The sequence below is a fragment of the Methylobacterium sp. D54C genome, assembly GCF_053345595.1.
Genome location: NZ_JBKFAK010000036.1, coordinates 1 through 22,220 on the forward strand (window position 1 = coordinate 1; position 22,220 = coordinate 22,220).

25 protein-coding genes are annotated in these 22,220 nt (G+C 72.7%); 9 read left to right on the forward strand and 16 right to left on the reverse strand.

The features are described from left to right. Positions 1–286: hypothetical protein (locus ACLBYB_RS30255; protein WP_447701029.1), on the forward strand; the 286-nt coding region annotated here is incomplete at its 5' end. Between the two features lie 110 nt (positions 287–396). After that, entirely contained in the window at positions 397–807 is a 411-nt protein-coding gene (locus tag ACLBYB_RS30260) for a hypothetical protein (RefSeq protein WP_234081248.1), read from the forward strand. 14 nt (positions 808–821) lie between these two features. Here the strand turns inward: ACLBYB_RS30260 and ACLBYB_RS30265 are convergent, their stop codons facing one another. After that, positions 822–998, reverse strand: coding sequence for a hypothetical protein (locus ACLBYB_RS30265; RefSeq protein WP_012320668.1), 177 nt, complete (start codon positions 996–998; stop codon positions 822–824). A 149-nt stretch (positions 999–1,147) separates the two neighbouring features. Next, the gene (locus ACLBYB_RS30270; RefSeq protein ID WP_447701030.1) at positions 1,148–1,546 is read right to left on the reverse strand and encodes a DUF4174 domain-containing protein; all 399 of its coding nucleotides are present in this window, start codon (positions 1,544–1,546) and stop codon (positions 1,148–1,150) included. Positions 1,547–1,669: 123 nt separating this feature from the next. Between ACLBYB_RS30270 and ACLBYB_RS30275 the strand changes: the two genes are divergently transcribed. Together ACLBYB_RS30275 and ssb are read left to right on the forward strand one after the other, a co-directional pair. Next, a complete protein-coding gene (locus tag ACLBYB_RS30275) occupies positions 1,670–2,689 on the forward strand; it encodes an NADP-dependent oxidoreductase (RefSeq protein WP_447683792.1) in 1,020 nt (339 codons plus the stop codon). Between the two features lie 168 nt (positions 2,690–2,857). Next, positions 2,858–3,427, forward strand: a complete 570-nt coding sequence (gene ssb / locus ACLBYB_RS30280; protein ID WP_020092725.1) for a single-stranded DNA-binding protein — start codon at positions 2,858–2,860, stop codon at positions 3,425–3,427. 193 nt (positions 3,428–3,620) lie between these two features. Here ssb and ACLBYB_RS30285 read toward each other — a convergent pair whose 3' ends face one another. The 7 genes from ACLBYB_RS30285 to xth all read right to left on the reverse strand — a co-directional run bounded on the left by ACLBYB_RS30285 (position 3,621) and on the right by xth (position 8,579). Next, complete coding sequence (locus ACLBYB_RS30285) at positions 3,621–4,088, reverse strand: hypothetical protein (RefSeq protein WP_447701031.1); 468 nt, start codon at positions 4,086–4,088, stop codon at positions 3,621–3,623. A gap of 201 nt (positions 4,089–4,289) precedes the next feature. Further along, the gene (locus ACLBYB_RS30290) at positions 4,290–4,601 is read right to left on the reverse strand and encodes a GCG_CRPN prefix-to-repeats domain-containing protein (RefSeq protein WP_091679725.1); all 312 of its coding nucleotides are present in this window, start codon (positions 4,599–4,601) and stop codon (positions 4,290–4,292) included. A 135-nt stretch (positions 4,602–4,736) separates the two neighbouring features. Next, positions 4,737–5,051, reverse strand: coding sequence for a hypothetical protein (locus tag ACLBYB_RS30295; protein ID WP_056525743.1), 315 nt, complete (start codon positions 5,049–5,051; stop codon positions 4,737–4,739). 101 nt (positions 5,052–5,152) lie between these two features. Beyond that, entirely contained in the window at positions 5,153–5,419 is a 267-nt protein-coding gene (locus ACLBYB_RS30300; RefSeq protein WP_020092729.1) for a hypothetical protein, read from the reverse strand. Between the two features lie 105 nt (positions 5,420–5,524). Beyond that, positions 5,525–6,307 carry an SDR family NAD(P)-dependent oxidoreductase gene (locus ACLBYB_RS30305; protein WP_447701032.1) on the reverse strand — a complete coding sequence of 261 codons (783 nt, stop codon included), beginning with the start codon at positions 6,305–6,307 and terminating at the stop codon, positions 5,525–5,527. Between the two features lie 315 nt (positions 6,308–6,622). Beyond that, positions 6,623–7,501 carry an SDR family oxidoreductase gene (locus ACLBYB_RS30310; protein WP_447701033.1) on the reverse strand — a complete coding sequence of 293 codons (879 nt, stop codon included), beginning with the start codon at positions 7,499–7,501 and terminating at the stop codon, positions 6,623–6,625. A gap of 268 nt (positions 7,502–7,769) precedes the next feature. Beyond that, entirely contained in the window at positions 7,770–8,579 is an 810-nt protein-coding gene (gene xth / locus ACLBYB_RS30315) for an exodeoxyribonuclease III (RefSeq protein ID WP_091679731.1), read from the reverse strand. Positions 8,580–8,738: 159 nt separating this feature from the next. Here xth and ACLBYB_RS30320 point away from each other — a divergent pair, with 159 nt between their 5' ends. After that, positions 8,739–9,473, forward strand: coding sequence for a lysophospholipid acyltransferase family protein (locus ACLBYB_RS30320; protein WP_132367125.1), 735 nt, complete (start codon positions 8,739–8,741; stop codon positions 9,471–9,473). A 12-nt stretch (positions 9,474–9,485) separates the two neighbouring features. Here ACLBYB_RS30320 and ACLBYB_RS30325 read toward each other — a convergent pair whose 3' ends face one another. Both ACLBYB_RS30325 and ACLBYB_RS30330 read right to left on the reverse strand, forming a co-directional pair. Beyond that, the gene (locus tag ACLBYB_RS30325; protein ID WP_447701034.1) at positions 9,486–10,394 is read right to left on the reverse strand and encodes a LolA family protein; all 909 of its coding nucleotides are present in this window, start codon (positions 10,392–10,394) and stop codon (positions 9,486–9,488) included. A gap of 139 nt (positions 10,395–10,533) precedes the next feature. Beyond that, positions 10,534–13,965, reverse strand: coding sequence for a DNA translocase FtsK (locus ACLBYB_RS30330; protein ID WP_447701035.1), 3,432 nt, complete (start codon positions 13,963–13,965; stop codon positions 10,534–10,536). 380 nt (positions 13,966–14,345) lie between these two features. Here ACLBYB_RS30330 and ACLBYB_RS30335 point away from each other — a divergent pair, with 380 nt between their 5' ends. From ACLBYB_RS30335 to ACLBYB_RS30345, 3 genes are all read left to right on the forward strand, one after another. After that, positions 14,346–16,409: an NAD(+) synthase gene (locus ACLBYB_RS30335; protein ID WP_447701036.1), complete on the forward strand. Its 2,064-nt coding sequence runs from the start codon at positions 14,346–14,348 to the stop codon at positions 16,407–16,409. Positions 16,410–16,524: 115 nt separating this feature from the next. Next, entirely contained in the window at positions 16,525–16,755 is a 231-nt protein-coding gene (locus ACLBYB_RS30340; RefSeq protein WP_447683800.1) for a hypothetical protein, read from the forward strand. Between the two features lie 272 nt (positions 16,756–17,027). After that, entirely contained in the window at positions 17,028–17,438 is a 411-nt protein-coding gene (locus ACLBYB_RS30345) for a PilZ domain-containing protein (RefSeq protein ID WP_020092739.1), read from the forward strand. A 16-nt stretch (positions 17,439–17,454) separates the two neighbouring features. Here the strand turns inward: ACLBYB_RS30345 and ACLBYB_RS30350 are convergent, their stop codons facing one another. Continuing rightward, the gene (locus ACLBYB_RS30350; protein WP_447701037.1) at positions 17,455–17,892 is read right to left on the reverse strand and encodes an HIT family protein; all 438 of its coding nucleotides are present in this window, start codon (positions 17,890–17,892) and stop codon (positions 17,455–17,457) included. Between the two features lie 161 nt (positions 17,893–18,053). On the opposite strand from ACLBYB_RS30350, the gene ACLBYB_RS30355 reads away from it, so the two are divergent. Beyond that, positions 18,054–19,013, forward strand: a complete 960-nt coding sequence (locus ACLBYB_RS30355) for a cation diffusion facilitator family transporter (RefSeq protein WP_447701038.1) — start codon at positions 18,054–18,056, stop codon at positions 19,011–19,013. 67 nt (positions 19,014–19,080) lie between these two features. Here ACLBYB_RS30355 and ACLBYB_RS30360 read toward each other — a convergent pair whose 3' ends face one another. From ACLBYB_RS30360 to ACLBYB_RS30375, 4 genes are all read right to left on the reverse strand, one after another. Then, positions 19,081–19,935: an SDR family oxidoreductase gene (locus tag ACLBYB_RS30360; protein WP_447701039.1), complete on the reverse strand. Its 855-nt coding sequence runs from the start codon at positions 19,933–19,935 to the stop codon at positions 19,081–19,083. 10 nt (positions 19,936–19,945) lie between these two features. Beyond that, complete coding sequence (locus ACLBYB_RS30365) at positions 19,946–20,125, reverse strand: DUF1328 domain-containing protein (protein ID WP_010685332.1); 180 nt, start codon at positions 20,123–20,125, stop codon at positions 19,946–19,948. A 136-nt stretch (positions 20,126–20,261) separates the two neighbouring features. Continuing rightward, on the reverse strand, positions 20,262–21,641 hold the full coding sequence (locus tag ACLBYB_RS30370) for a chloride channel protein (protein WP_447701040.1): 1,380 nt from the start codon (positions 21,639–21,641) through the stop codon (positions 20,262–20,264). A 119-nt stretch (positions 21,642–21,760) separates the two neighbouring features. Then, entirely contained in the window at positions 21,761–22,066 is a 306-nt protein-coding gene (locus ACLBYB_RS30375; RefSeq protein WP_082557827.1) for a GCG_CRPN prefix-to-repeats domain-containing protein, read from the reverse strand. Positions 22,067–22,220: the final 154 nt, after the last annotated feature.

Sequence of the window (22,220 nt, forward strand, 5' to 3'; positions counted from 1 at the left end):
GCCGGCCGCCGCCGCGCCGGCAGCCGCGGCCTGCACGCCGCCCGCGCCGCCGCCGGCCTCCGCGCGCCCGGCCAAGCCGGAGCTGCCGCCGAAGCCCGCCTGCCTCGACGCCAAGGAAGGCTGCCCGGGCTGGGAGGCCTACAGCTACAACGACGCGATCAAGGCCTATAACCTGCAGGCGCAGGCCTTCCGGCCGATCGCCGAGGCCTACCTGCAGAAGCTCAATGCCTACGTGAAGGCGAGCGCGGACTACGCCCAGTGCGAAGTGAACGCGATGCAGAAGTAGCCGGCTGAACGGCGGCCGACACCGCGGCTCGGAGGCGGTTCAGGCACCCCGTCGCATCCTCCGGCGATGATGGCCGCGATCCCCGCGCGCCCGCTCACGCCGAGGCCACCGTGCCCGCTCGTCGTCTCCTCTTACGAACCGGCTTCTGCGCCCTGCTCCTCGCCGCCGGCCCGGCCCTGGCCGCCGATTTCGACGGCCCCTACCCGCCGCACGGCTACGGCGGGCCCGCCCAGGACGACGAGCCGGAGCGCCGGCCACCGCCGCCCCCGCCCCCTCCGGGACCGCGGCCCGAACCCGAAGTCCGCGGCCCCCGCTTCACAGCGGCGCCCCCGGAAGCGTCCCCGGAGGCGTCCCCCGAGGCATGCCGGGAATTCGTGCGGCGGCGCTTCGGTCCGGACGGGGAGCCGGTGCTGCGACGGGTGCGGGTCTGCGATGAGCCGGTCGTCGACCGCGGGCCGCCGCCGCCTCCCCCGCCGCCGGAGGACATCCCGCCCCGTCGCTGGGGCGGGCCGCGCTGGTAGCGCGGGAATCCGGCTCAGATGCGGGCCGGCGCCTTCCTGAGGGCGGCCGCGAAGGCCTTGAGCTGGCGGTTCAGATCCGCCAGCTCGTTCAGCGCGATGGTCTTGTGGCCGTCGCGGACCGCGCGCTCGATATCCTCGACCTGCAGGTCGACGAGGCGGCGGATGGCGGTGGCGACTTGTTGTCGGGTCATCGATTCGAGCGTCTCGTCCGAACGTCCTGGCGGGCCTCAACGGACGGCCGGTGCGCGGCCGTCGACACGTTTCGGTGATAGGCCGGTAGGCTTAACCGATGGTGTCCGCGGCCCCGCCGTTCACAGGGGATCGAGCCCTGGCCCGGGCCCTAGCGGCGCTCGCGCATCTCGCTGCGGCGCATCGGCATCGCGTCGATCGTGGCGAACAGCCGTTGCGGCGCGATCGGCGCCGCTTCGGTGATCTTGGCACCCCCGTCCTTGCCGACCAGGACCGCGCGGAAGCTGTCCGCGGGCAGGCCGAGGCGCTCGCGCAGGGCCCGCGCCTCGGCCCCCGTGCCGACCGCTTCGAGCACCACGAGGTCGCGCTCGGCGACGCCGGTGCGGACAGAGGCCAGCGCCGCCCGCTGCGCCCGGAGCTGCGCGTCCCCGGCCTCGGGCGCCGACAGCACCAGCACCCGCGCCCGGTCGCGATAGCCGTCGAGGGGACCGGCCAGGGCGGCCCCCGCCGCCATAGCTGCCAGCCCGAGTCCCAGTGCCGTCTCCCGCATGCCGCCGCTCCGCGCTCTCGAGTCGGGACAACGCGCGACTCGGCCGCGCGATCGCGGCGGCGCGTTTGCCTCGCGGGCCCGGCGCCCCAGATCGGGGCGGAAGCCCGTGTCCCGGAGTCCGGAATGACCACCGCCATGAACCGCCGCATCGTCCTGGCCTCGCGCCCGCACGGCGAGCCGCGGCCCGAGAATTTCCGCCTGGAGGAGGTGCCGGTGCCGCAGCCCGGACCCGGGCAGGTCCTCCTGCGCACCCGCTGGCTGTCCCTGGACCCCTACATGCGCGGCCGGATGAGCGACGCGAAATCCTACGCGGCGCCCGTCGAGATCGGCGCGCCGATCACCGCCGAGACGGTGGGCGAGGTGGTCGCCTCCAACCACCCGGATCACGCCGTGGGCGACCTGCTGACAGCCTTCGCGGGCTGGCAGGAGTACTTTGTCACCGACGCCAAGGGCTCGCGCAAGGTCGACCCCGACGCCGCCCCGCCCTCCACGGCGCTGGGCGTGCTCGGGATGCCGGGCATGACCGCCTATACCGGCCTCCTCAACATCGGCCGGCCGAAATTCGGCGAGACCGTCGTGGTGGCCGCCGCCGCCGGCCCCGTGGGCTCCCTGGTCGGCCAGATCGCCAAGATCCACGGCGCGCGCGCCGTCGGGATCGCGGGCGGCCCCGAGAAGTGCCGCTACCTCACCGAGGAGCTCGGCTTCGACGCCGCGATCGACCATCGCGGATCCGACCTGCCGGGCGCGCTGGCGGCCGCCTGCCCGAAGGGCATCGACGTGTACTTCGAGAATGTCGGCGGCGCGGTCTTCGCCGCCGTGCTGCCGCTGCTCAACCCATTCGCGCGGATCCCGGTCTGCGGCCTCGTCTCCGCCTACAACGCCACCGAGGTGCCCCCTGGCCCGGACCGCCTGCCCGGCCTGATGCGCGCGGTCCTGACCAACCGGCTGCACATCCAGGGCTTCATAGTCTGGGACTTCGCCGAGCAGGCGGACACGTTCCGCAAGGAGGTCGCCGGCTGGATCCAGGACGGGCGCGTCCGCTACCGCGAGGACGTGGTCGAGGGGCTGGAGAACGCCCCCGAGGCGTTCATCGGCCTGTTGAAAGGTCGGAATTTCGGCAAGCTCGTCGTCCGCGTCGCCTGAGAGCGGCTTGCTGCCGAAACGGAACAGATATAGAACAAATCTATCCGTCGGCGCTGCGGAAAGCGGGCACAAGCCCGCCCCGCCGGTTGCCGCTCCGGAGGCCCGGGCGCATGGTTCGCGCGCCGCCGGGCAGATGCCCTGTGAGATCCGTACGACTAGGAGAGAGCGATGGCGGGCAGCGTCAACAAGGTGATTCTGGTGGGCAATCTCGGGCGCGATCCCGAGATGCGCCGCCTCGGTTCGGGCGACCCGGTCTGCAACCTGCGGCTCGCGACGTCGGAGTCGTGGAAGGACAAGGCGACCGGCGAGCGCAAGGAGAAGACCGAGTGGCACTCGGTCGTGATCTACAACGACAACCTCGCCCGGGTGGCCGAGCAGTACCTGCGCAAGGGCTCGAAGGTCTACATCGAGGGCCAGCTCCAGACCCGGAAGTGGACCGACAATTCCGGCGTCGAGAAGTACACGACCGAGGTGGTGCTCCAGCGCTTCCGCGGCGAGATGACGATCCTCGACGGGCGCGGCGGCGGGGGCGGCGACTTCGCCGGCGAGGACGAGGGCGGCGGCCAGATCAGCCGCGGCGGCGACTTCGGCGGTGGCCGGGGTGGTGATCGCGGCGGCGATTTCGGCGGCGGTCGCGCCCAGGGTGGCGAGCGGCGTCCGGCCCCGGCCTCCTCGGGTGGCGGCGGTGGCGGTGGCAGCCGCGGCGGCTACGACCTCGACGACGACATCCCCTTCTAGGACCACCGGCGATCCGGAGGCCCTGTACCGTCACCCGGGTCGGCCTGCCCGACCCGGGTGACGCGGACATCTGGGCTGCGTCAGCGCAGCCGTTTCAAGGCAGCATCCCGGGACCGCGCGGCGGTGCCCGGGATCCAGATCCGCCTGCGTACGTCTCGGGCCGCCCGCCTTCGGCGCCCCGGAGCGCCGCCGCTCAGCCCTTGAGCTGCCGGTTGCAGGCCGAGTAGTAGCCGCCGCCCTTCTCGATCCACTTCATGCCGCCCAGCGTTCCGGCAGCCTTCGCGGCGTTGTAGCTGTCGAGGCAGGTGTGCATCCGGGCCTTGCCGGCCGATTCCTTGGCGTATCTCGGATCGACGGCGCGGGGGAACGTGGCCGACGCCGCGGCGGCGGACGTCGTCCCGGCGCGCGGGGCGGCCGGCGGCGCGGCCGGAGCCGTCGTCGCGGTCGGCGAGACAGGGTTCGGCGCGGTCGTCGGGGCGTTGTCGGCCGCCGCACCGCACTCGGCCTTGCGGAAGTCGTTCCACTTCTGGCCGTTGAGCGTGCCGGCCTGCTTGGCAGCCTGATACTTGACCGAGCAATCCTTCGCGGAGAGCGCGGCGGCCGGCGCGGCGCCGGCCACCAGGCCGGCGATCATCAGGGATGCAAATACATAGCGACTCATGACGAAGAATCTCCGGGACACTATGTTGCGTCCCGAAAGATATTAATACGGCTCTATGCCGTCGTGAATATGGGTTTGTCCGTTCCAGGGGACAACGCGATGGCCGAGCACTGACCCGGCACCGGCCGGCCGCGGATCCGGATCGCGCGCGGCGGGCCGAGCTCTGGACGCGGCGACCCCAACTCGGGTCGCCGACGCGGATCACCAGCCGCCGTAGGACCGGCGCGGGCCCTCGTAGCCGCCGTAGCCGCCGTAGCCGCGGTCGTAGCCGCCGTAGCCGGGCCGGCCGCCGTAGGGCCCCCGCGGTCCGCCCCAGCCCCAGCCACGATCGTTCGGCCGGCAATGGCCCCAGGGATTGGGATGGAAGCCCGGACCGCAGCCTCCGGCCACGCGCTCGATCACCGATCCGGCATCGGGCGGCCCGTAGCCGAACGGCGCCGCGTTGGCCGTCGTGGCGGTCGCGAGAGCCGCGGCGGCCACCGCGACGAGGCCGATCACCTTGGCGCGCATCATGACACGATCTCCTGAACCTGCGGCCCGGACGCGCCGGGCCGATGACAGGAGGATGCGCCGGCCGCTGTGAACCCGGACAGGCTCGGGCATTCATCAAGCCGACACTCTCGGCCGGGCCTCCGCGCGGCGGGTCGGTCAGGCGGCCTGGAGCTGGATCGGCGCCGGTTCGGGCGCCCGCGAGCGCGCGAAGAGGTCGGCGCCGACCGTTTCGCCCGCAGCCCTGACCAGCGTCGCCTCGTCGCAGGAGCGCGCGACCTTCAGGCCGAGCGCCTCGAGCCGCGCGTGCTCGGCGCAGTAGGCGGCGATCCGGGCGCGGCCGTAGGCCGGCATCGGCGCGAGCAGCCGGTCGCGCTCCGCGTCGTCGGCGCGGAACAGGGCCGAGATCAGCTCGATCGGAACCGGATACCGCGCCAGGGCGCTCGGGTGGGGTCGGTTGCCGTCGCGCGCCATGGGTGCATCTCCGCTTCGCTGTGCGGTGGAAGGTTCGGCAACCATAGTTAACGATCAGTTGTGATCGCGGCGGGAGCCCCGGTGAGCCGCCCCGCGGCGCTTCAGCGGCGGGGCGGGCTCACCCAGGTTCCGCCGGCGGCGCGATCCGACTCCGGCGCCGCGAACGGGGGTCGCGCGTCCGCCCAGCGGGCGACCGGGCCCGCGGCCGGCGCGATCGAGCCCGTCGTCTCGGGGTCGGTCCAGACGGGGGCGCCCGCGGCGACCAGCGCGGGTGACGCGGACGGATCCGGCAGGTTCCGCTCGTAGCCGGCGACGACCGCCGCGAGGGCGATCGCCACGAGGACGAACGCTAGACCGTCGACGATCATGGAGCCGAGTCTCGGCATGGTGCCCGCGCCTGTTGACCAAGCCTCCGGGCTACGGCGGCAGGGTTAACGAACCCTGTCCGAACCCGGCGGATCGGGCCGACGCGTTCAGATGTTGCGCGCGCCGCGCAGCGTCTTCAGGCCGATTCCCGTCGACTCGAAGCCGCCGTCGACGGCGAGCTGCTGACCGGTGATGTAGGAGGCGCGCTCCGAGCAGAGGAACACGATCGCCTCCGCGAGCTCCGTCTCCAGCCCGTAACGGCCGAGCGGGACGGCGTCGTGGTAATCCGCCCGGATCTCGGGGCTGTGCACCGCCTTGGCCATCGCGGTGTCCACCGGACCGGGAGCGACGGCGTTCACGCGGATCCCGTACTGCGCCAGCTCGGCGGCCTGCTGCTTGGTGAGCTGCGCGAGCCCCGCCTTGCTGGTGCCGTAGGCGGTCCGGAGCGTCGAGGCGCGCAGGCCCGAGATCGAGGTGATGTTCACGATGGCCCCGCCGCGCTCGGACAGGAGCGGGACGGCCGCCTGCGTGCACAGGAACGGGCCGGACAGGTTGACGGCGAGCACCCGCGACCAGTCGGCGAAGGTGGTCTCGGTCAGCGGCTTGAAGATCGCGATGCCGGCATTGTTGACCAGGGCGTCGAGGCGGCCGAACCGGTCGGCGACCTGCTGGATCGCCGCCGCCACCGCCTCGGGGTCGGAGACGTCGGCCGTCACCGCGAGCGTGGCTTCCGGACGGCCGAGCCGCTCGGACGCCGCCGCCGCGCCCGGGCCGTCGATGTCGAGAAGGGCGACGTTCCAGCCGTCGGCGAGGAAGCGGGTCGCGGTGGCGAGGCCGATGCCGCGGGCGGCCCCCGTCACCAGCGCGGTCCGGGCCTGGGCGTCGCTCATGGTCGTCTCCGTCGGGATCGGCGGCGCCCGGATGGCGCGGGTCAGCGTTCGGGTCCGCGGCGGTGCCATCACCGCGCGCCGGACCCGGGCGGCCTTCAGGGCCGTCCCGCCGTTGTGAACCGATCCGCCCTCAACGTCTGATGGATCGCGCGCGCGCCGTCGAGGGTCTGCCCGAACATCCGCCCGGCGATGACCGGCGTCAGCGAAGCGACCCAGGAGCGCCACGCCCGGCGGATGTCCCGCGGGTCCGGGTCGCGTCGCTGCGCTCGGGACGACGGCGTGGTGCCGCCGCAAAGAGCGGCGACGGGTGCGGGATCAGAGCATCAGCATGCCGCCGGTGACCGGCACCAGTGCCCCGGACATGTAGCTGCCCTCGCGGGAGGCGAGCAGCACGTAGGCCGGGGCCAGCTCCGCGGGCTGGCCGGCGCGGCCGAGCGGCGTCTGCGCACCGAGCTGCTCGATCTGATCGGGGTTCTTCACGATCGGCTGGATCGGCGTCCAGACCGGCCCGGGGGCGACGCAGTTCACCCGGATGCCCTGCGGCGCCAGCAGGTTCGACAGGCCGATGGTCAGGCTCGCGATCGCGCCCTTGGTGGCGGCGTAGATCAGCATGCTGGGGTCGGCGACCTTGGCCTGCACGCTGGTGCTGTTCACGATCGCGCCGCCCGGCTTCATGTGCGGCACCGCCGCCTGGGTGAGGTAGTACATGGCGAAGACGTTGGCGCGGAACGAGCCCTCGATGTCGGACGCCGCCAGATCGTCGAGGCCCTCGTTCACCACCTGGGCGGCGGCGTTGTTCACGAGGATGTCGAGGCGCCCGAAGGCCGCGACGGTGCGCGCCACGAGATCCCGGCACCGGGCCTCGTCGCGGATGTCGCCGGGGAGGAGCAGGCAGCGGCGGCCGGCCTTCTCGACCCAGGCCTTCGTGTCCTCGGCATCCTCCTGCTCGACCTCGAGATAGGAGATCGCCACGTCGGCGCCCTCGCGGGCGTAGGCGATGGCCACCGCCCGGCCGATGCCGGAATCGCCGCCGGTGATCAGCGCCGCCTGACCCGTGAGCAGGCCTTTGCCGACGTAGCTCTCCTCGCCGTGGTCGGGGCGCGGCGTCATCTTCGTGGTGAGGCCCGGGCGGGTCTGCTGCTGGTCGCCAGGGAATGGCGGCCGGGGGCCGGCCTCGCGCGGGTCCTGGGTCATCGGGTGCGGCTCCTCGGCGGGGGACCCGCAGGATCTAGGGCCATCGCCGCGGCCTCCGCCTGCGCCCGGGGGTCACAGGCGGAGGCCACGACCGGGCCGTCTCAGAAGGCGCGATTGCGGGTGGCGTGCGGGCCGCCGTAGCGGCGGCGCAGGTAGGACACGACCTTGGGAAGCAGGAAAGCGATCAGGATCTTGCGCATCGGGGCTCGCTCACGTCACGGGTTCGTGAGCGGGCAATGCTCGGACCGCGCCGCAGTTCCGCGCCCGGTCACAGCTCCAGCGTGAGGGTCACCGGGGCGTGGTCGGAGGGGCGCTCCCAGGCGCGGGCCTCGCGCAGCACCTCGACCTTGCGGACGGTCCCGGCGAGGTCGGGCGACACCCAGGCATGGTCGAGGCGCCGCCCCTTGTTGGCGGCCGACCAGTCGGGGGAGCGGTAGCTCCACCACGTGTAGATCTTCTCCGGCTCCGGGGTGAGGTGGCGCGCCGCGTCGATCCAGCCCGCCTCCCCGCGCAGCACCTCCAGCGCCTCGGTCTCCACCGGCGTGTGGCTGACCACGTCGAGGAGCTGCTTGTGCGACCAGACGTCGTGCTCCAGGGGCGCGACGTTGAGGTCGCCCACGAGGATCGCCGGCCCGGAGACGCGCCTGCCGCCCCAGGCGCGCAGTTCCGACAGGAAGTCGAGCTTGTGGGCGAATTTCGGGTTGAGGTCGCGGTCCGGCACGTCGCCGCCGGCGGGGACGTAGAAATCGTGCAGCACGATGCCCGAGGCCGCGCCGGCCTCCGGCCCCAGCACCGCCGAGATGTGGCGGGCATCCTGGCGCTCGCAGAAGCCCATCACGGCGCGGGTGTGCAGGGGGAAGCGGGAGAGGATCGCGACGCCGTTGTAGCCCTTCTGGCCCGCGAACATCACGTGCTCGTAGCCCGAACCGCGCAGGGCCTTCAGCGGGAAGGCGTCGTCCGGGCACTTGGTCTCTTGGAGGCAGAGCACGTCCGGCCTGTGCTCGGCGAGGAAGCGCAGCACGAGGTCGATGCGCAGGCGCACCGAGTTGATGTTCCAGGTGGTGACGGTGAATTGCACGGGCGGCGCTGGGGTTCTGACGGCGTTGCGCTCCGATAGCCGATTTCGCGGCCCGCGACAGTCCGCTCACCGCCCGCCCGGCGAAAGGCCGTGCGCGCCCGGCCGGCAGGCGCTATGTCCGGGCCCTGCCCTGTCCCGGGCCCCTCGTCGAGGCCCGTCATGGCGCACGCCCGCTCGCTCCTGTTCGCCGTCTACTGGGCCGCCTGGACGACCCTGTTCCTCGCGCCGCTGGCGATCTTCCTCCTGTCCGGATCGCCGCAGCGGCCGATCCGCAGGGCGACGCGGCTCTGGGCGCGCGGGATCCTGGGCGGGCTCAGGCGCATCGTCGGGCTGCGCTACGTCGAGGAGGGCCGCCAGCACCTGCCGGACGAGCCCTGCCTGATCGTCGCCAACCACCAGTCGACCTGGGAGACGCTGGCCTTCCTGGTCCTGGTGCCGGACGTGGCGATCGTCGCGAAGCGGGAGCTGCTGGCGATCCCGGTGGTCGGCTGGTTCCTCCGGCGCTCGCCGATGATCGTCATCGACCGGGCCAAGGGCACCCAGGCCCTGCGCACCATGATCGACGGCGGTCGGGAGGCGGTCGCGGCGGGGCGGTCGGTCCTGATCTTCCCCGAGGGCACCCGCGGCGCGATCGGCGAGCCGCTCCGCTTCAAGCGCGGCGTCGAATTGCTCTACGGCCGTCTCGGCCTGCCGGTGGTGCCGGTGGCGCTCAATTCCGGCCTGTTCTGGCCCGGGGGCGCGGCGACCCGGTCCGGCACGGTGGTGGTGAGCTACCTCGCGGCCCTGGCCCCCGGCCTGCCGACCGCGGAGTTCCTGCACGGGACGGAGGGCGCGATCGATCGGGAATTGAACCGGTGGCGGCCGGGCGCCGCGGCCGGGCTCGGCGCCCCCTGAGGGGCGACCCCGTCACTTCTGCGATTGCTGGATCTGCTGCTGCATCGCCTTGTCCTCGGACCGTCCATAATTGATGAAGAACAGGCTGCTGTCGACACTCTTGCCCTTCTGCAGGTTCGAGAGCGTCACCGTGGTGACGTAGCCCTGCGGGTCGGTGATCCGCCACTGCGACAGGGTCTTCATCTCGGCGTCGAAGAACAGCTGGATCTTCGAGGTGCCGCCGAGGGTGGCGCGGTCCTCCAGGCTGATGCGGACGCTGCCTGGATCGCTCGCCACGTCGGTGACGGTGAGGTCGCGGGCGAGGTCGATCTTCTCGCGCAGGAGGAATTTCAGCGGCGTCTGGGCGATGAAGTAGAGGTCCTGGGTGTTCAGCTTGCGGTCGCGCACCGCCACCGAGGTCCCGTCGGCGACCACCTCCAGCGGCGAGGGCTGGTCGTAGTCGAAGCGCAGGCGGCCGGGCTTGACGAGCGTCAGCTTGCCGCCGATCCGGCGGCCGTCGGCGCCGATCTGCACGAAATTGCCCGTCAGGGTGTTGATGCCGTTGAAGTAGGCGTTGGCCTGCGCCAGCAGCGCGGCGGGATCGGCCGAGTCGGCGGTGACGATCGCCGTCGGCGCGCCCACCGCCGCGACCTTCGGCTCGGATGCCTTGTGGTCGGTTTTGTCAGCGGCCTTGTCGCCGCCCTTGCCGGACTTGGCCGTGCCGGGCCTCGTCTCCTTGCTCGCCTCCTTGGCCTTGGGCGCGGCCTTCTTGGCCGGCGCAGGGGCCGCCGGGGCGGCCTCCGGCTGCGGGGCGGGCTCCTCCTTGTGGCCGAACAGGCTGTCGATGAAGGCGCCGACCTGCGCGTGGGCCGGGTTGGCGGTCGCGAGCCACAGCCCGGCGGCGATCACGGAGCCGGCTGTGCGGGTGCGGCGGCCGATCATCGGCAGAGTCTCCTGAGGAGCCGCGGGGCGGGCTCCGGCGGTGAACAGGGGGCGGGACACAGGGCTTAGAGACCCGCCCTGTGGCGAAGATACGACGCCCGGGCAGCCCCCGTGAGGGCGCGGCCCGGCGTGAAGCCGCTCACTCGTCGTCGTACATCCCGGCCGAGCTGTGCGTCGCCCCGGCGACCAGGATCTCGCGCTTGCCGGCGTGGTTGGCCGGGCCGACGATGCCCTCGATCTCCATCCGCTCCATGATGGAGGCGGCGCGGTTGTAGCCGATCTGCAGCCGGCGCTGGATGTAGCTCGTCGACGCCTTCTGGTCGCGCAGCACCACCTCGATCGCCTGCTTGTAGAGGTCGTCGGAGTCGCCGCCGCTCGCCGCCGCGAAGGCGCCGATGTCGAAGACGGGGGCCTCCTCCTCGGGCTCGTCGGACCGCTCGGCCTTGTCGGCCGCGGCCGCCTTGCCCCGGCCAGACCGGCCGCCCTCCTTGGTGGGCTCCTCGGGCGAATCGTCGGCGGTGACGGCGTCGAGGTAGCTGGGGCGGCCCTGGCGCTTGAGGTGGGCGACCACGCTCTCGACCTCGCTGTCCGAGCAGAACGGCCCGTGCACCCGCGTCGTGCGCCCGCCCCCGGCCATGAACAGCATGTCGCCCTGACCCAGAAGCTGCTCGGCGCCCATCTCGCCCAGGATCGTGCGGCTGTCGATCTTGCTCGTCACCTGGAAGCTGATCCGGGTCGGGAAGTTCGCCTTGATCGTCCCGGTGATCACGTCCACCGACGGCCGCTGCGTCGCCATGATCAGGTGGATGCCCGCCGCGCGCGCCATCTGCGCCAGACGCTGGATCGCCCCCTCGATGTCCTTGCCGGCCACCATCATCAGGTCGGCCATCTCGTCGACCACGATCACGATGTACGGCAGCGGCGCCAGATCCATCGCCTCGTCCTCGTACACCGCCTCGCCGGTGTGGCGGTCGAAGCCGGTCTGGATCGTGCGCGTGATGGTCTCGCCCCGGTCGCGGGCCTCCTTCATGCGGGCGTTGTAGCCGTCGATGTTCCGGACGGCGATCTTGGCCATCTTCTTGTAGCGCTCCTCCATCTCGCGCACGGCCCACTTGAGGGCGATGACCGCCTTCTTGGGGTCGATGACGACCGGGGAGAGCAGGTGCGGGATGCCGTCGTAGACCGACAGCTCCAGCATCTTCGGATCGACCATGATCAGGCGGCACTCCTCCGGCTTCAGCCGGTAGAGCAGCGACAGGATCATGGTGTTGATCGCCACCGACTTGCCCGAGCCGGTCGTGCCGGCGACCAGGAGGTGCGGCATGCGCGCGAGGTCGGCGATGATCGGCTCGCCGCCGATGTTCTTGCCCAGGCACAGAGCCAGCTTGTGCTTGCTCTCGGCGAAGTCGGCCGACGAGAGGAGCTCGCGCAGGAACACGGTCTCGCGGGTCTCGTTCGGCAACTCGATGCCGATGACGTTCCGGCCGGGGACGACCGCGACGCGGGCCGAGACCGCCGACATCGACCGGGCGATGTCGTCCGACAGGCCGATCACGCGGCTGGACTTGGTGCCGGGGGCGGGCTCGAGCTCGTAGAGGGTGACAACCGGGCCCGGCCGCACCGCCAGGATGTCGCCGCGCACGCCGAAATCCTGGACCGTCTGCTGCAGGTTGAGGGCGTTCTGCTCCAGCACGTCGGCGTCGACCTCCTCGCTGCCGCCGGGGGCTGGCAGGGCGAGCAGTTCGAGGGACGGCAGCTCGTAATCGGCGTTCTCGATGGGGGCGATCTCGAGGTGGCGGCCGGCCGGGATCAGGTGTGCCCGCGGCGCCACCAGGGGGACCGACGCCGGCGCGGGGGCCGGCAGGGCCGCGACCTCGATCGCCTCGACGGCAGCGGCGACCGGCTCGGCCTCGACCCCGATCTCCGCCTCGATCTCCGTCTCGACCGGCTCCGGCTGCGGCGCCAGCTTGCCGCGGAGCAGGACCGGGCGCGGCGTCATCGGGATCACAACGCGATCCGCCTCGGCACGCGCGGCGACCGGTGCGGCAACGACCGGGGCGGGACCGGCTTCGGGCACGGCCGGGGGTGCTGGCGGGACGACGGTCGGCTGGCCGGCCGCGCGGATCGCCGCCCGGGCCGCCATGGCGCTGAGAGCCGGCGCGCGGCGGGGCGCCTCGGACGCGGGGGCGGCCGGAGGCTCGGCCGCGGCGCTGCCGGGGCCGAAGACCAGCGACAGGCCCGACGCGGCCGGCGGCGCGACGGGCGGCAGGAAGGCGCTCCGGATCGAGGCGGCCTCGTCCATCCGCTGGCCGGTCTCCGTCCCGTTATCCTGCCCATCGGCGGGACGCGGCGGCTGGTCGAACCGGACGAGCCGGTCGAGCACGTAGACCGGCCGCGGCGGCAGCGACCGCAGGTGCGAGATGTCGAGGGGCATGGAGACGAAGCGCTCGTCGGACGCCGCCGGCGCCGAGACGGCGGCCGGGGGCGGCGCGACCTCGGCGGGCTGCGCCTCCAGGGCCGACCAAGCATCGACGGACGACCAGTCGCCGCCGTCGAACCAGGGCTGGACCTCGGACCAGTCCGGCAGGTCCGACCAGTCGCGGGCCGGGGCCTCGGTGACCGTCTCGACCGGTGCGGCGGCGACCAACGCGGCCGCGACCGGGGCGATCGCCGCCGTTGAGGCGGCCAGCTCGACCGCTGGCCGGACCGGGCGGCGGTCCGGCGTGCGGAAGAAGCGGACGCCCGGCGGCGCGACGAAGGGCTGGCGCCACAGGGGCACCGGCTCCGCGTCCGGCGCGGCGGCTTCGGGCAGGGCCGGCACGGCTGCGGCGCGCTCGGCCGCCTCGGCCGCGATCCGCGCGCGCTCGACCCGCTCCTGCTCGGCCTCTTCGCGGGCGGCCCGCTCGGTCTCCAGGGCCAGGGCAGCGGCCTGCGCCTCGGCACGGGCGCGCTCCAGGGCGACGCGCTCGGCCTCGAGGGCGCGCTGGCGGCGCTCCTGCAGAACCGAATCGGGGGTGCGGGTGTAGCGGACCGCCGAGGGCGCGGCCGGCGCCGGCGCGGCGGCCGGCGTCGCGACGTGGTCGGTCACTTGGTGGGCCACATGGCCGGCCGCATGGCCCGCGAGCGGAGCCGCGGCCGGCGCGTAGTCGGGGGCGATGGCGGCGGGGCGGCGCGGCTGGCGCACCAGCACGCCCGGCGCGGAGGCGCTGCGGTCGATCCGGCTCTCGAAGATCGGGGCGTCCAGGGCGTCGAGGCTCGCCCGGTCGTCGAAGACCTGGGCCGGCCAGTGTGGCTCGGGCGCCGCGGCGCGCGGGGCGCGCTCGGAGCCCTCGCGGCCGACCATCGCGCCCGGCGGGGTCAGCCAGCTCGGCTCGGCCCGGCGCCCGGGCGCGCCGTAGGACGGGCGGGCGGGCAGGCCCGCGGGAGAGCCGGAGAGGCGGCGGGTGAGGCTCGCGCGGAGCGCCATCAGCCGGTGCGCCAGGGCTCCCAGGGAGAGGCCCGAGCGGTCGCCGCCGCGAACAGGGCGGGCGGGGTCACGGTGGGAGTACGGAGGCCGTCCCGATGCGCGCATGGGTTCTCAGACGATACTCGAAACAGGGATCCGCCGACGCGCGGCGGCTGTTCCTGAGTTAGGCCATTCGTCGTTAATGGAGGCTTGCCGTCGGCCGCGGTGCGGAAACCATGCGGGACGATCGGCCCGGCGCTCCGGCAGGGCCCCGCATCGCCGCGGCCGGGCCGTCACGGCCACCGGCGACCGATTCGAACGCGGAATCTCGAGGTAACGACGCCCGATGGACCGGAAATCGCGATCTGGGCCCCGTCCCGATCCGCCGCAGCGCAGTCTCTCGCGATGACGTCGGGAACCGGCCAGGGCGCGAACAGGCTCCGCGCCGCCCTCCGCCCGCGTCCGCTATAGTAACCCGCAGCCACCCCTCACCCGGACAGGTGCCCGTGTCTCCAGCCACCTCCGAATCGCCGGCGCGCTTCCGCTCCCTCTACCGCCACGGCTTCGCCAGGGTCGCGGCCTGCACCGGCCGGAGCCATCCGGCCGAGCCCGAGCGCAACGCCGACGTCGTCCTCGACCTCGCCCGGACCTGCCACGATTCGGGCGCGGTGCTGGCGGTCTTCACCGAGCTCGGCCTCTCGGCCTACGCGATCGAGGACCTGCTGCTCCAGCAGACCCTGCTCGACGCGGTCGAGGCCGCGGCCGCCCGCGTGATCGCCGACTCGGCCCGTCTCCGGCCGCTGCTGATCGTCGGCGCGCCCCTGCGCTGGCGGCACCGCGTCTACAATTGCGCGCTCGCCATCCAGGGCGGCCGCCTGCTCGGCGTCGTCCCGAAGACCTTCCTGCCGAACTACCGGGAATTCTACGAGAAGCGCCACTTCGCCTCCGGCGCCGGGATCGTCGGCGAGTCCGTCCGGGTCGCCGGTCAGGACGCGCCGTTCGGCACCGACCTACTGTTCCCGGCCGAGGACCTGCCGGGCCTCGTGGTCGGGGTGGAGATCTGCGAGGACCTGTGGGTGCCCGAGCCCCCCGGCATGCGCGCCGCGCTCGCCGGCGCCACCGTGCTGGCGAACCTCTCGGGCAGCCCGATCACGGTGGGCCGCGCCGAGTCGCGGGCGCTCCTGTCCCGGGCGGCCTCGATGCGGGGCGCCTGCGCGTACGTCTACGCGGCGGCCGGCCAGGGCGAATCGACCACCGACCTGTCCTGGGACGGCCAGACCAGCGTCGACGAGCTGGGCGTGCGCCTCGCCGAGGGCGAGCGCTTCCCCGAGAAGCCGGTGACGACGCTGGCCGACATCGACCTCGACCTGATCGCCCAGGAGCGCCTGCAGGCGGGCAGCTTCGACGACGACGCGCGCGGCCGCGCCCTGCCCTATCGCCGGGTGCCGTTCCGGCTCAACCCGCCCCAGGCCGATCTCGGCCTGATCCGGCGGATCGAGCGGTTCCCGTTCGTGCCGGCCGACCCGTCGCGCCTCGCGCAGGATTGCTACGAGGCCTACAACATCCAGGTCGCCGGCCTCGCCAAGCGCCTGGAGGCCACCGGCACCCGCAAGGCCGTCATCGGCGTCTCGGGCGGCCTCGATTCGACCCACGCGCTGATCGTGATCGCCAAGGCGTTCGACCGCCTGGGATACCCGCGCTCGGACATCCTGGCCTACACGCTGCCGGGGTTCGCCACCTCGAACGCCACCAAGACCAACGCCCACGCGCTCATGAAGGCGCTGGGCTGCACAGCCGCCGAGATCGACATCCGCCCGGCCGCCAAGCAGATGCTCGCCGACATGGACCACCCATTCGCCAAGGGCGAGGCGGTCTACGACGTGACCTTCGAGAACGTGCAGGCGGGCCTGCGCACCGACTACCTGTTCCGGCTCGCCAACCACGCCGGCGGCATCGTGGTCGGCACCGGCGACCTCTCGGAGCTGGCGCTCGGCTGGTGCACCTACGGCGTCGGCGACCAGATGAGCCACTACGCGGTCAATGCCGGCGTGCCCAAGACGCTGATCCAGCACCTGATCCGCTGGGTGATCGGCAACGGCGAGGTCGGCCCGGACGAGGCCCGCACCCTCCAGGCGATCCTCGACACCGAGATCTCCCCCGAGCTGGTGCCGGTCGACCAGGACGACAGCCCGCAGAGCACCGAGGGGACGATCGGCCCCTACGCGCTGCAGGATTTCAACCTGTTCTACACGCTCCGGTACGGGTTCCGGCCCTCGAAGATCGCCTTCCTGGCGCTGCACGCCTGGGGCGACAGGGAGCGCGGCACCTGGGCGCCCGACTTCCCGGAGACCAAGCGGGTCGCCTACGACCTGCCGGAGATCCGCCGCTGGCTCGGGGTGTTCCTGAGCCGCTACTTCGGCTTCAGCCAGTTCAAGCGCTCGGCGCTCCCGAACGGGCCGAAGGTCTCCGCGGGGGGCTCCCTGTCGCCCCGAGGCGACTGGCGCGCGCCCTCCGACGGGTCGGCGCGGATCTGGATCGACGAGTTGAACCGAAACGTCCCTGAAACTTGACCGTCACAAACTCGACCGATTGTGCCATTATGAGCACGGTCAAGCCGATTCTTCGCAATGCGAAATCTTGTATTGGGAAAATTGGCTTCGAGGGCGGCCAGGCGGAGGACTTCGGATGCGAAGCTACAACCTGTTCCAGCTCAAGGGCGAGGAGGGCCTCTGCTGCGCGGTGCCGGAGGCCAGCACGGTCCCGCCCTTCATCGGCGCGGGTCGCTGGACCTTCGGCGGCAAGCTGGGCGACGGCGGCCGGCAGCCCCTCGACTTCGACGGGCGGGCCGCCGACACCGCGGTGCGCTTCAACGGCTTCTACCTGTTCCAGACCGTGGACCGGCGCTTCATCACCTGAGCGGGCCCCGTCCGTCACGGCGAGCAGGCCGGCGTCGGGACGATCGGCGCGGTCCTGCCGGGTCGCCGATCCGGCTACGGAACGACGATCCGAAGTCGTCGCGCGTAAATCGGACCGGCCCGGGGCGCGGACTCGCTCTTCCGGAACCTTGTCGGCAGCACGTTACCGGTATCGAACCCTATAGTGGGCCTCGACTCGGCGATCGCGACCAAGATTCCTTAAGGGCTCGCGTGCAGGTTTCGCGGAACCGTCAGCTGTCCGGAGCCGCCCGCATGTCGGAGCATCGCAGAGAGGCGCGCCAGAGGGTCTTCCTCAAGGGCCGCATCGTCTTCAACAACGGGTCGTCGAGCCTCGACTGCCTGGTGCGCGACATGTCGCCCACCGGCGCGCGCCTCGTGATGAGCGAGGCCACCACGCTTCCGGACGCGTTCGATCTCTACATCCCGCAGAAGGACCGGACCTACCGGGCCACCCTGCGCTGGCGCCGGGAGGACGGCATCGGCGTGACCTTCGAGGCGCCGGCCCGGGCCGGCACCGCGCCCGCTTCGCCCGATCCGGCCGCGACGGACGCCTCCGTGACCCTGCTGCTGAAGCGCATCAGCGAGCTCGAGACCGAGAACGCCGCCCTGCGCCGGCTGCTCGCCAGCATGGCCCAGTCGGGCGACTCGGCGAGCGCGGCCTGATCGTAAGGCCTGACCGTCAGGCCTGAGCCTCGAGCGCCGCGCGGATGCGGGCGGCGTGCTCGGCGAGGACCCCGTTATCGGCCATCCCGCCCTCGTGGCGCTTCAGCGGCACTCCCTCGCGCCGCGGGATGACGTGGACGTGCAGGTGGAAGACGGTCTGGCCGCCGGCCGGCTCGTTGAACTGGAACACGGTCAGACCCTCGGCCCGGAACGCCGCCTTCACGGCGCGGGCGACCTTCTGGACGCTCGCCATCAGGGCGCCGAGCGAGTCCGGGTCGGCGTCGAGCAGGCCCCGGGCCGGCGCCTTCGGGATCACCAGCGTGTGGCCCTCGCCCTGGGGCATCACGTCCATGAAGGCCAGGGTTTGGGCGTCCTCGTAGACGCGGTGGCAGGGGATCTCGCCCCGCAGGATCTTGGCGAAGATGTTGTCGGGATCGTAGCGGGCGTCGGCCATGCTGCCTCCGGGACTCCTTGAGCGGCCGCAGGTTGCACGGGGCACCGGCCCGCGTCCACACGGGAACAACCTGCGCGCCGCAACGCTTGCATCGCCGCGGCGGCGGCGCCGTGCCGGGGTCCGAGAGCCCGGCGTCCCCCAGACCGCGCAGGGAGTTCCGGATGGCGCACGAGAGCACGGGAGCGATCTACGCGGCGGCGGGCGCCAACCTCGCCATCGCGGCGGCGAAGTTCGTGGGCGGGGCGCTGACCGGCTCGACCGCCATGCTCGCCGAGGGCGTGCACTCGGTGGTCGACACGGCGAACCAAGTGCTGCTCCTCGTCGGCATGAAGCGGGCCGAGCGCCCGGCCGACGCCCGTCACCCGTTCGGCTACGGCCGCGAGATCTACTTCTACGCCTTCGTGGTCGCGCTGATGATCTTCCTCGGCGGCGGACTGTTCGCCGTCTACGAGGGGATCGAGCGGGTCCGCCATCCCGAGCCGGACGTGGATGCCGAGCTGTTCGGCTACCGCTTGCCCGGCCTCTGGGTGAACGTCGCGATCCTGGGCTTCGCCATCGCGGCGGAGGGCACGTCGTTCTTCGTGGCGATCCGCCAGTTCTGGGCCGAGAAGGGCAAGCACTCCGCCGTGCGGGCGATCCGGCGCAGCAAGGATCCGACCCTGTTCACCGTGCTCGCGGAGGACACCGCGGCCCTGATCGGCCTCCTGATCGCGCTCGCCGGCGTGGCCCTGTCCCACCTCTTGGAGATGCCGAGACTCGACGGCTGGGCGTCGGTCGGCATCGGCCTCGTGCTGATCGGCATGGCGGCGTTCCTGATGGTCGAGACGCACGGTCTGCTGATCGGCGAGGCGGCCGATCCCGAGGTCGTAGCGGCGATCGCGGAGCTGGTCCGCAGCGAGCCGGGCGTGGTCCACGTCAACGAGGTGCTGACCCAGCACCTCGGCCCGTCCGACATCCTGGTCAATCTCAGCATCGACATGACCGACGATCTCAGCGCCGGCGAGGTCGAGAGCCTCGTCACGCGCCTCGACCGGGCGCTGAAGGCGCGCAGCCCCGACGTGACCCGGGTCTTCATCGAGATCCAGCAGCAGGGCGACCACAAGGTCCGGGCGGCCGCCTGAGGCCCGCGCACCGAAGGACCGTACCCAAGAGGGCCGCACCGGAGGGCCGCCCCCGTCGGCGGCTTCCTCAGTCGCTCCGGCCCACCTGCCGGAGGCTCAGCGCCCAGAGCCGCTCCTGGACGGCCTCGTCGCGGCTCTCGGCCGAGGAGACCTTCGGCCGACCGTGGGAGAAGTATCGGCCCGTGACCCCGTCCAGGCCCGGGTCGCTGGCCACGTGGAGGGAGGTCCGCGCGCCCTTCTCGGGCGTGATCAGCAACGGCCGCATCAGCGCCCAGGCCGCGCCGAGCAGGCCGCCGGTGTTCTTGGCGAAGCCGGTATTGACCACCCCCGGATGGACGGCGTTCGCCGTGATGCCGCTGTCGCGCAGGCGCCGGGCGAGCGCGTAGGTGAACAGCACGTTGGCGAGCTTGGCCTGGGCATACGCACCCATCGCCCGGTAGCGCCGGGCGCCCTCGACGTCGTCGAAGTCGATGTGCCCTCGGTAATGGGCCGCCGATGCGACGTTGACGATCCGCGGCTTCCCGCCCGCCGCCGCCGCGTCCTTCAGCGTGTCGAGGAGTTCGAGGGTCAGGAGCGCGTAGCCCAGATGGTCGAGCGCCCAGGTCCGCTCGATCCCGTCGACGGTCAGCGTGCGCCGGTCGAAGATCGCGCCGGCATTGTTCACCAGCACGTCGAGGCGCGGATAGGCCGCCCGCAGGGTCTCGGCGAGCCGGCGGATCTCGGCCTGCGCCGACAGGTCCGCGCGGTGCGGCTCCACGGCGGCGCCGGGCACCGCGGCGCGGATCCTGTCGGCGCAGGCCTGCAGCTTCCCGCTGTCCCGGCCGACGATGGCGACCCGCGCGCCGAGGCGCGCGAGACCGAGGGCCGTCTCGTAGCCGATGCCGCCGGTCGCCCCGGTGACGAGGCAGACCGCGCCGCGCACCGCGCCGGCCTCAGAACACCGCCTGGCCGACCGCGAAGGCGATGACCACGATCACGATGGCGATGAGCAGGAACAGGCCGAACAGGATGCGGGCCAGCGAGCCGGCGCCGGAGGCGATGCCGGTGAAGCCGAGACCGCCGGCGATCAGCGAGATCACGAAGCAGATGAGGGCCCATTTCAGAAGGGTCATGGCGTCACTCCGGCTGCGCCCCGGCGCGGGGCCTGATGCTGCTGCCTCAACCGACGCCAAGCGAGACCGTTCCGCGGATTCCGAACCGGTCCGCTTTTATTCTTACCCGCGTCCGGCCGCTCGGTCGGGGACGCGGTCAGCCGGTCTTCGCCACGGGCTGCGCCGGCACGTCGGCCCGTTCCAGCATGATCTCCGCCAGGGTGTGGTAGAGGCCGCCGCGGCAGATCGCCTTCGAGGCCGCGTCGGCCAGGAGCGCCGCGACCATCAGCGGGATCACCATCGCGTGGTTCTGGGTCATCTCGGTGACGATGACGAAGCTGGTGATCGGCGCCTGCAGCACGCCCGTCAGGTAGGCCACCATCCCGATCAGCACGACGGCGCCGACGGGCATGCCCGGCAGGAATCCGTGGACCGTGCCGCCGAGGCCGGCCCCGACCGCCAGGGACGGCGCGAACAGGCCGCCCGGGATACCGCTGATCGAGCTGAGCACGGTGGCGGCGAATTTCAGGGGCGCGTAGGTCCAGCCGGCCGTCGCGTCGCCGTGGAGGATGGCCTTGGCCTCCTCGTAGCCAGTCCCGTAGGCGGCGCCCCCGGAGGCGAGGCCGCACAGGGCGACGCACAGCCCGCAGGCCGCCGCGAAGATCACGGGCCGCTTCCGGATCATCCGTCCGGCCGCGCCCGGCAGGCCGCGGGCGAACAGGATGACGAGGCGGCTGAACAGGCCGCCGGCGAGGCCGCCGACCACGGCGATCAGCGGCACGATCCAGCTGGCCGCCAGCGGCAGGGCGGCGTCGGTCGTCCCGAAATAGGTATAGTTGCCGAGGAGCCCGAGCGAGGTCAGGCCCGCGGCCACGATACCGGCCACGATCAGGCCGGAGGAGCGCGCCTCGTAGGCGCGTCCCAGCTCCTCGATGCCGAACACGATGCCGGCGAGGGGCGTGTTGAAGGCCGCCGCGACGCCGGCCGCGCCGCCCGCGAGGAGCAGCCCGGGCAGGCGCTCCGGGGTCAGGCGGCCGAAGGCGGCCATGATCGCGGCGCCGACCTGCACGGTCGGCCCCTCGCGGCCCGCGGAGGCGCCGCAGAACAGGCCCAGGAACAGGACCAGCACCTTGCCGAAGGCCACGCGCGGCGAGATCAGGGAGTAGCGGAAGCCGGTATCCCGGGCGTGGCGGGCGGCGATCACCTGCGGGATGCCCGAGCCCTGCGAGTTCGGGAAGACCGTGAGGGCGAGCAGCGCCGCGAGGGCGAAGCCCGCGGGCGTCAGCAGCAGGGCGATGAGCGGCGACGGCGCGGTGAGCCGCCGGAACCCGTCCTGCGCGAGGTCGGCGCCCTTGGCCATCAGCACGGCGGCGAGGCCCACGCCGATGCCGCCCACGAGGAAGAGCAGCCGCCCGCGCCAGAGCGGATAGGCCTCCATCGAGGCCGACCGCAGGCGCATGATCGAGCGGCGGTAGCGCGACCGTTGCGGGGGCGGAGCATCCGTCGTGTCCCGCACCTCGTCCCGCTTCTCGACCATGAAAGAGCACCTCGTCCGCGCAGTGAGAGCGGACGCTATAGCGCAATGGTCAAGGAAAGGCCCCCTGCGCGGGATGGCCGAGGGCCGGCACCGGCGTGCCGGCCCCGCCGCTCAGCCGATCACCACCTGTGGTGCCAGGCCGCCCGATGCCAGCCGCCGTGATGGTGCCAGCCCCAGGGGCGATGCCAGCCCGCGTGGCGCCAGCCCCACCGATGGTGCCAGCCCCAGGGACGGCCCCAGCCGTAGGCCACCGGTCGGGCGTAGTAGACCGGGCGGTACGCGTAGGGGCGCCAGTTCGGCTTGCACCAGCCTGACCAGCCCCGGTGGAAGCCCGGGCCGCAGCCCTGGGCAGCCTCCGCCGTACCGGCCGTGGCGGCCAAGGTTCCGAGCGCGAGGAGTGCTGCGCCTGCCAGCTTCATCCGCATCGTCGTCCTCCGTTCAGTTTCGAGCAGCGCGATGATCCGACCCCGGTCCGACCGAGTTGTCGCCGGATCATGTCCGGCCGTCCGCGACGGGCCGGAAGTGGGCTCGAAACATCCGAGGCCGTGGAAGCGTTTCTTCACGAACTTGTGCGCGCGA

What these genes read in the sequence shown, in the direction of transcription:
- ACLBYB_RS30270 (WP_447701030.1), bottom strand. Translation starts at nt 1,546, where the DNA reads ATGCGGGAGACGGCACTGGGACTCGGGCTGGCAGCTATGGCGGCGGGG.
- ACLBYB_RS30285 (WP_447701031.1), bottom strand. Translation starts at nt 4,088, where the DNA reads ATGAGTCGCTATGTATTTGCATCCCTGATGATCGCCGGCCTGGTGGCC.
- ACLBYB_RS30340 (WP_447683800.1), top strand. Translation starts at nt 16,525, where the DNA reads ATGCGAAGCTACAACCTGTTCCAGCTCAAGGGCGAGGAGGGCCTCTGC.
- ACLBYB_RS30325 (WP_447701034.1), bottom strand. Translation starts at nt 10,394, where the DNA reads ATGATCGGCCGCCGCACCCGCACAGCCGGCTCCGTGATCGCCGCCGGG.
- ACLBYB_RS30350 (WP_447701037.1), bottom strand. Translation starts at nt 17,892, where the DNA reads ATGGCCGACGCCCGCTACGATCCCGACAACATCTTCGCCAAGATCCTG.
- ACLBYB_RS30320 (WP_132367125.1), top strand. Translation starts at nt 8,739, where the DNA reads ATGGCGCACGCCCGCTCGCTCCTGTTCGCCGTCTACTGGGCCGCCTGG.
- ACLBYB_RS30290 (WP_091679725.1), bottom strand. Translation starts at nt 4,601, where the DNA reads ATGATGCGCGCCAAGGTGATCGGCCTCGTCGCGGTGGCCGCCGCGGCT.
- ACLBYB_RS30345 (WP_020092739.1), top strand. Translation starts at nt 17,028, where the DNA reads ATGTCGGAGCATCGCAGAGAGGCGCGCCAGAGGGTCTTCCTCAAGGGC.
- ACLBYB_RS30330 (WP_447701035.1), bottom strand. Translation starts at nt 13,965, where the DNA reads ATGCGCGCATCGGGACGGCCTCCGTACTCCCACCGTGACCCCGCCCGC.
- ssb (WP_020092725.1), top strand. Translation starts at nt 2,858, where the DNA reads ATGGCGGGCAGCGTCAACAAGGTGATTCTGGTGGGCAATCTCGGGCGC.
- ACLBYB_RS30305 (WP_447701032.1), bottom strand. Translation starts at nt 6,307, where the DNA reads ATGAGCGACGCCCAGGCCCGGACCGCGCTGGTGACGGGGGCCGCCCGC.
- ACLBYB_RS30355 (WP_447701038.1), top strand. Translation starts at nt 18,054, where the DNA reads ATGGCGCACGAGAGCACGGGAGCGATCTACGCGGCGGCGGGCGCCAAC.
- ACLBYB_RS30300 (WP_020092729.1), bottom strand. Translation starts at nt 5,419, where the DNA reads ATGATCGTCGACGGTCTAGCGTTCGTCCTCGTGGCGATCGCCCTCGCG.
- ACLBYB_RS30375 (WP_082557827.1), bottom strand. Translation starts at nt 22,066, where the DNA reads ATGCGGATGAAGCTGGCAGGCGCAGCACTCCTCGCGCTCGGAACCTTG.
- ACLBYB_RS30365 (WP_010685332.1), bottom strand. Translation starts at nt 20,125, where the DNA reads ATGACCCTTCTGAAATGGGCCCTCATCTGCTTCGTGATCTCGCTGATC.
- ACLBYB_RS30310 (WP_447701033.1), bottom strand. Translation starts at nt 7,501, where the DNA reads ATGACCCAGGACCCGCGCGAGGCCGGCCCCCGGCCGCCATTCCCTGGC.
- ACLBYB_RS30265 (WP_012320668.1), bottom strand. Translation starts at nt 998, where the DNA reads ATGACCCGACAACAAGTCGCCACCGCCATCCGCCGCCTCGTCGACCTG.
- ACLBYB_RS30295 (WP_056525743.1), bottom strand. Translation starts at nt 5,051, where the DNA reads ATGGCGCGCGACGGCAACCGACCCCACCCGAGCGCCCTGGCGCGGTAT.
- ACLBYB_RS30275 (WP_447683792.1), top strand. Translation starts at nt 1,670, where the DNA reads ATGACCACCGCCATGAACCGCCGCATCGTCCTGGCCTCGCGCCCGCAC.
- ACLBYB_RS30370 (WP_447701040.1), bottom strand. Translation starts at nt 21,641, where the DNA reads ATGGTCGAGAAGCGGGACGAGGTGCGGGACACGACGGATGCTCCGCCC.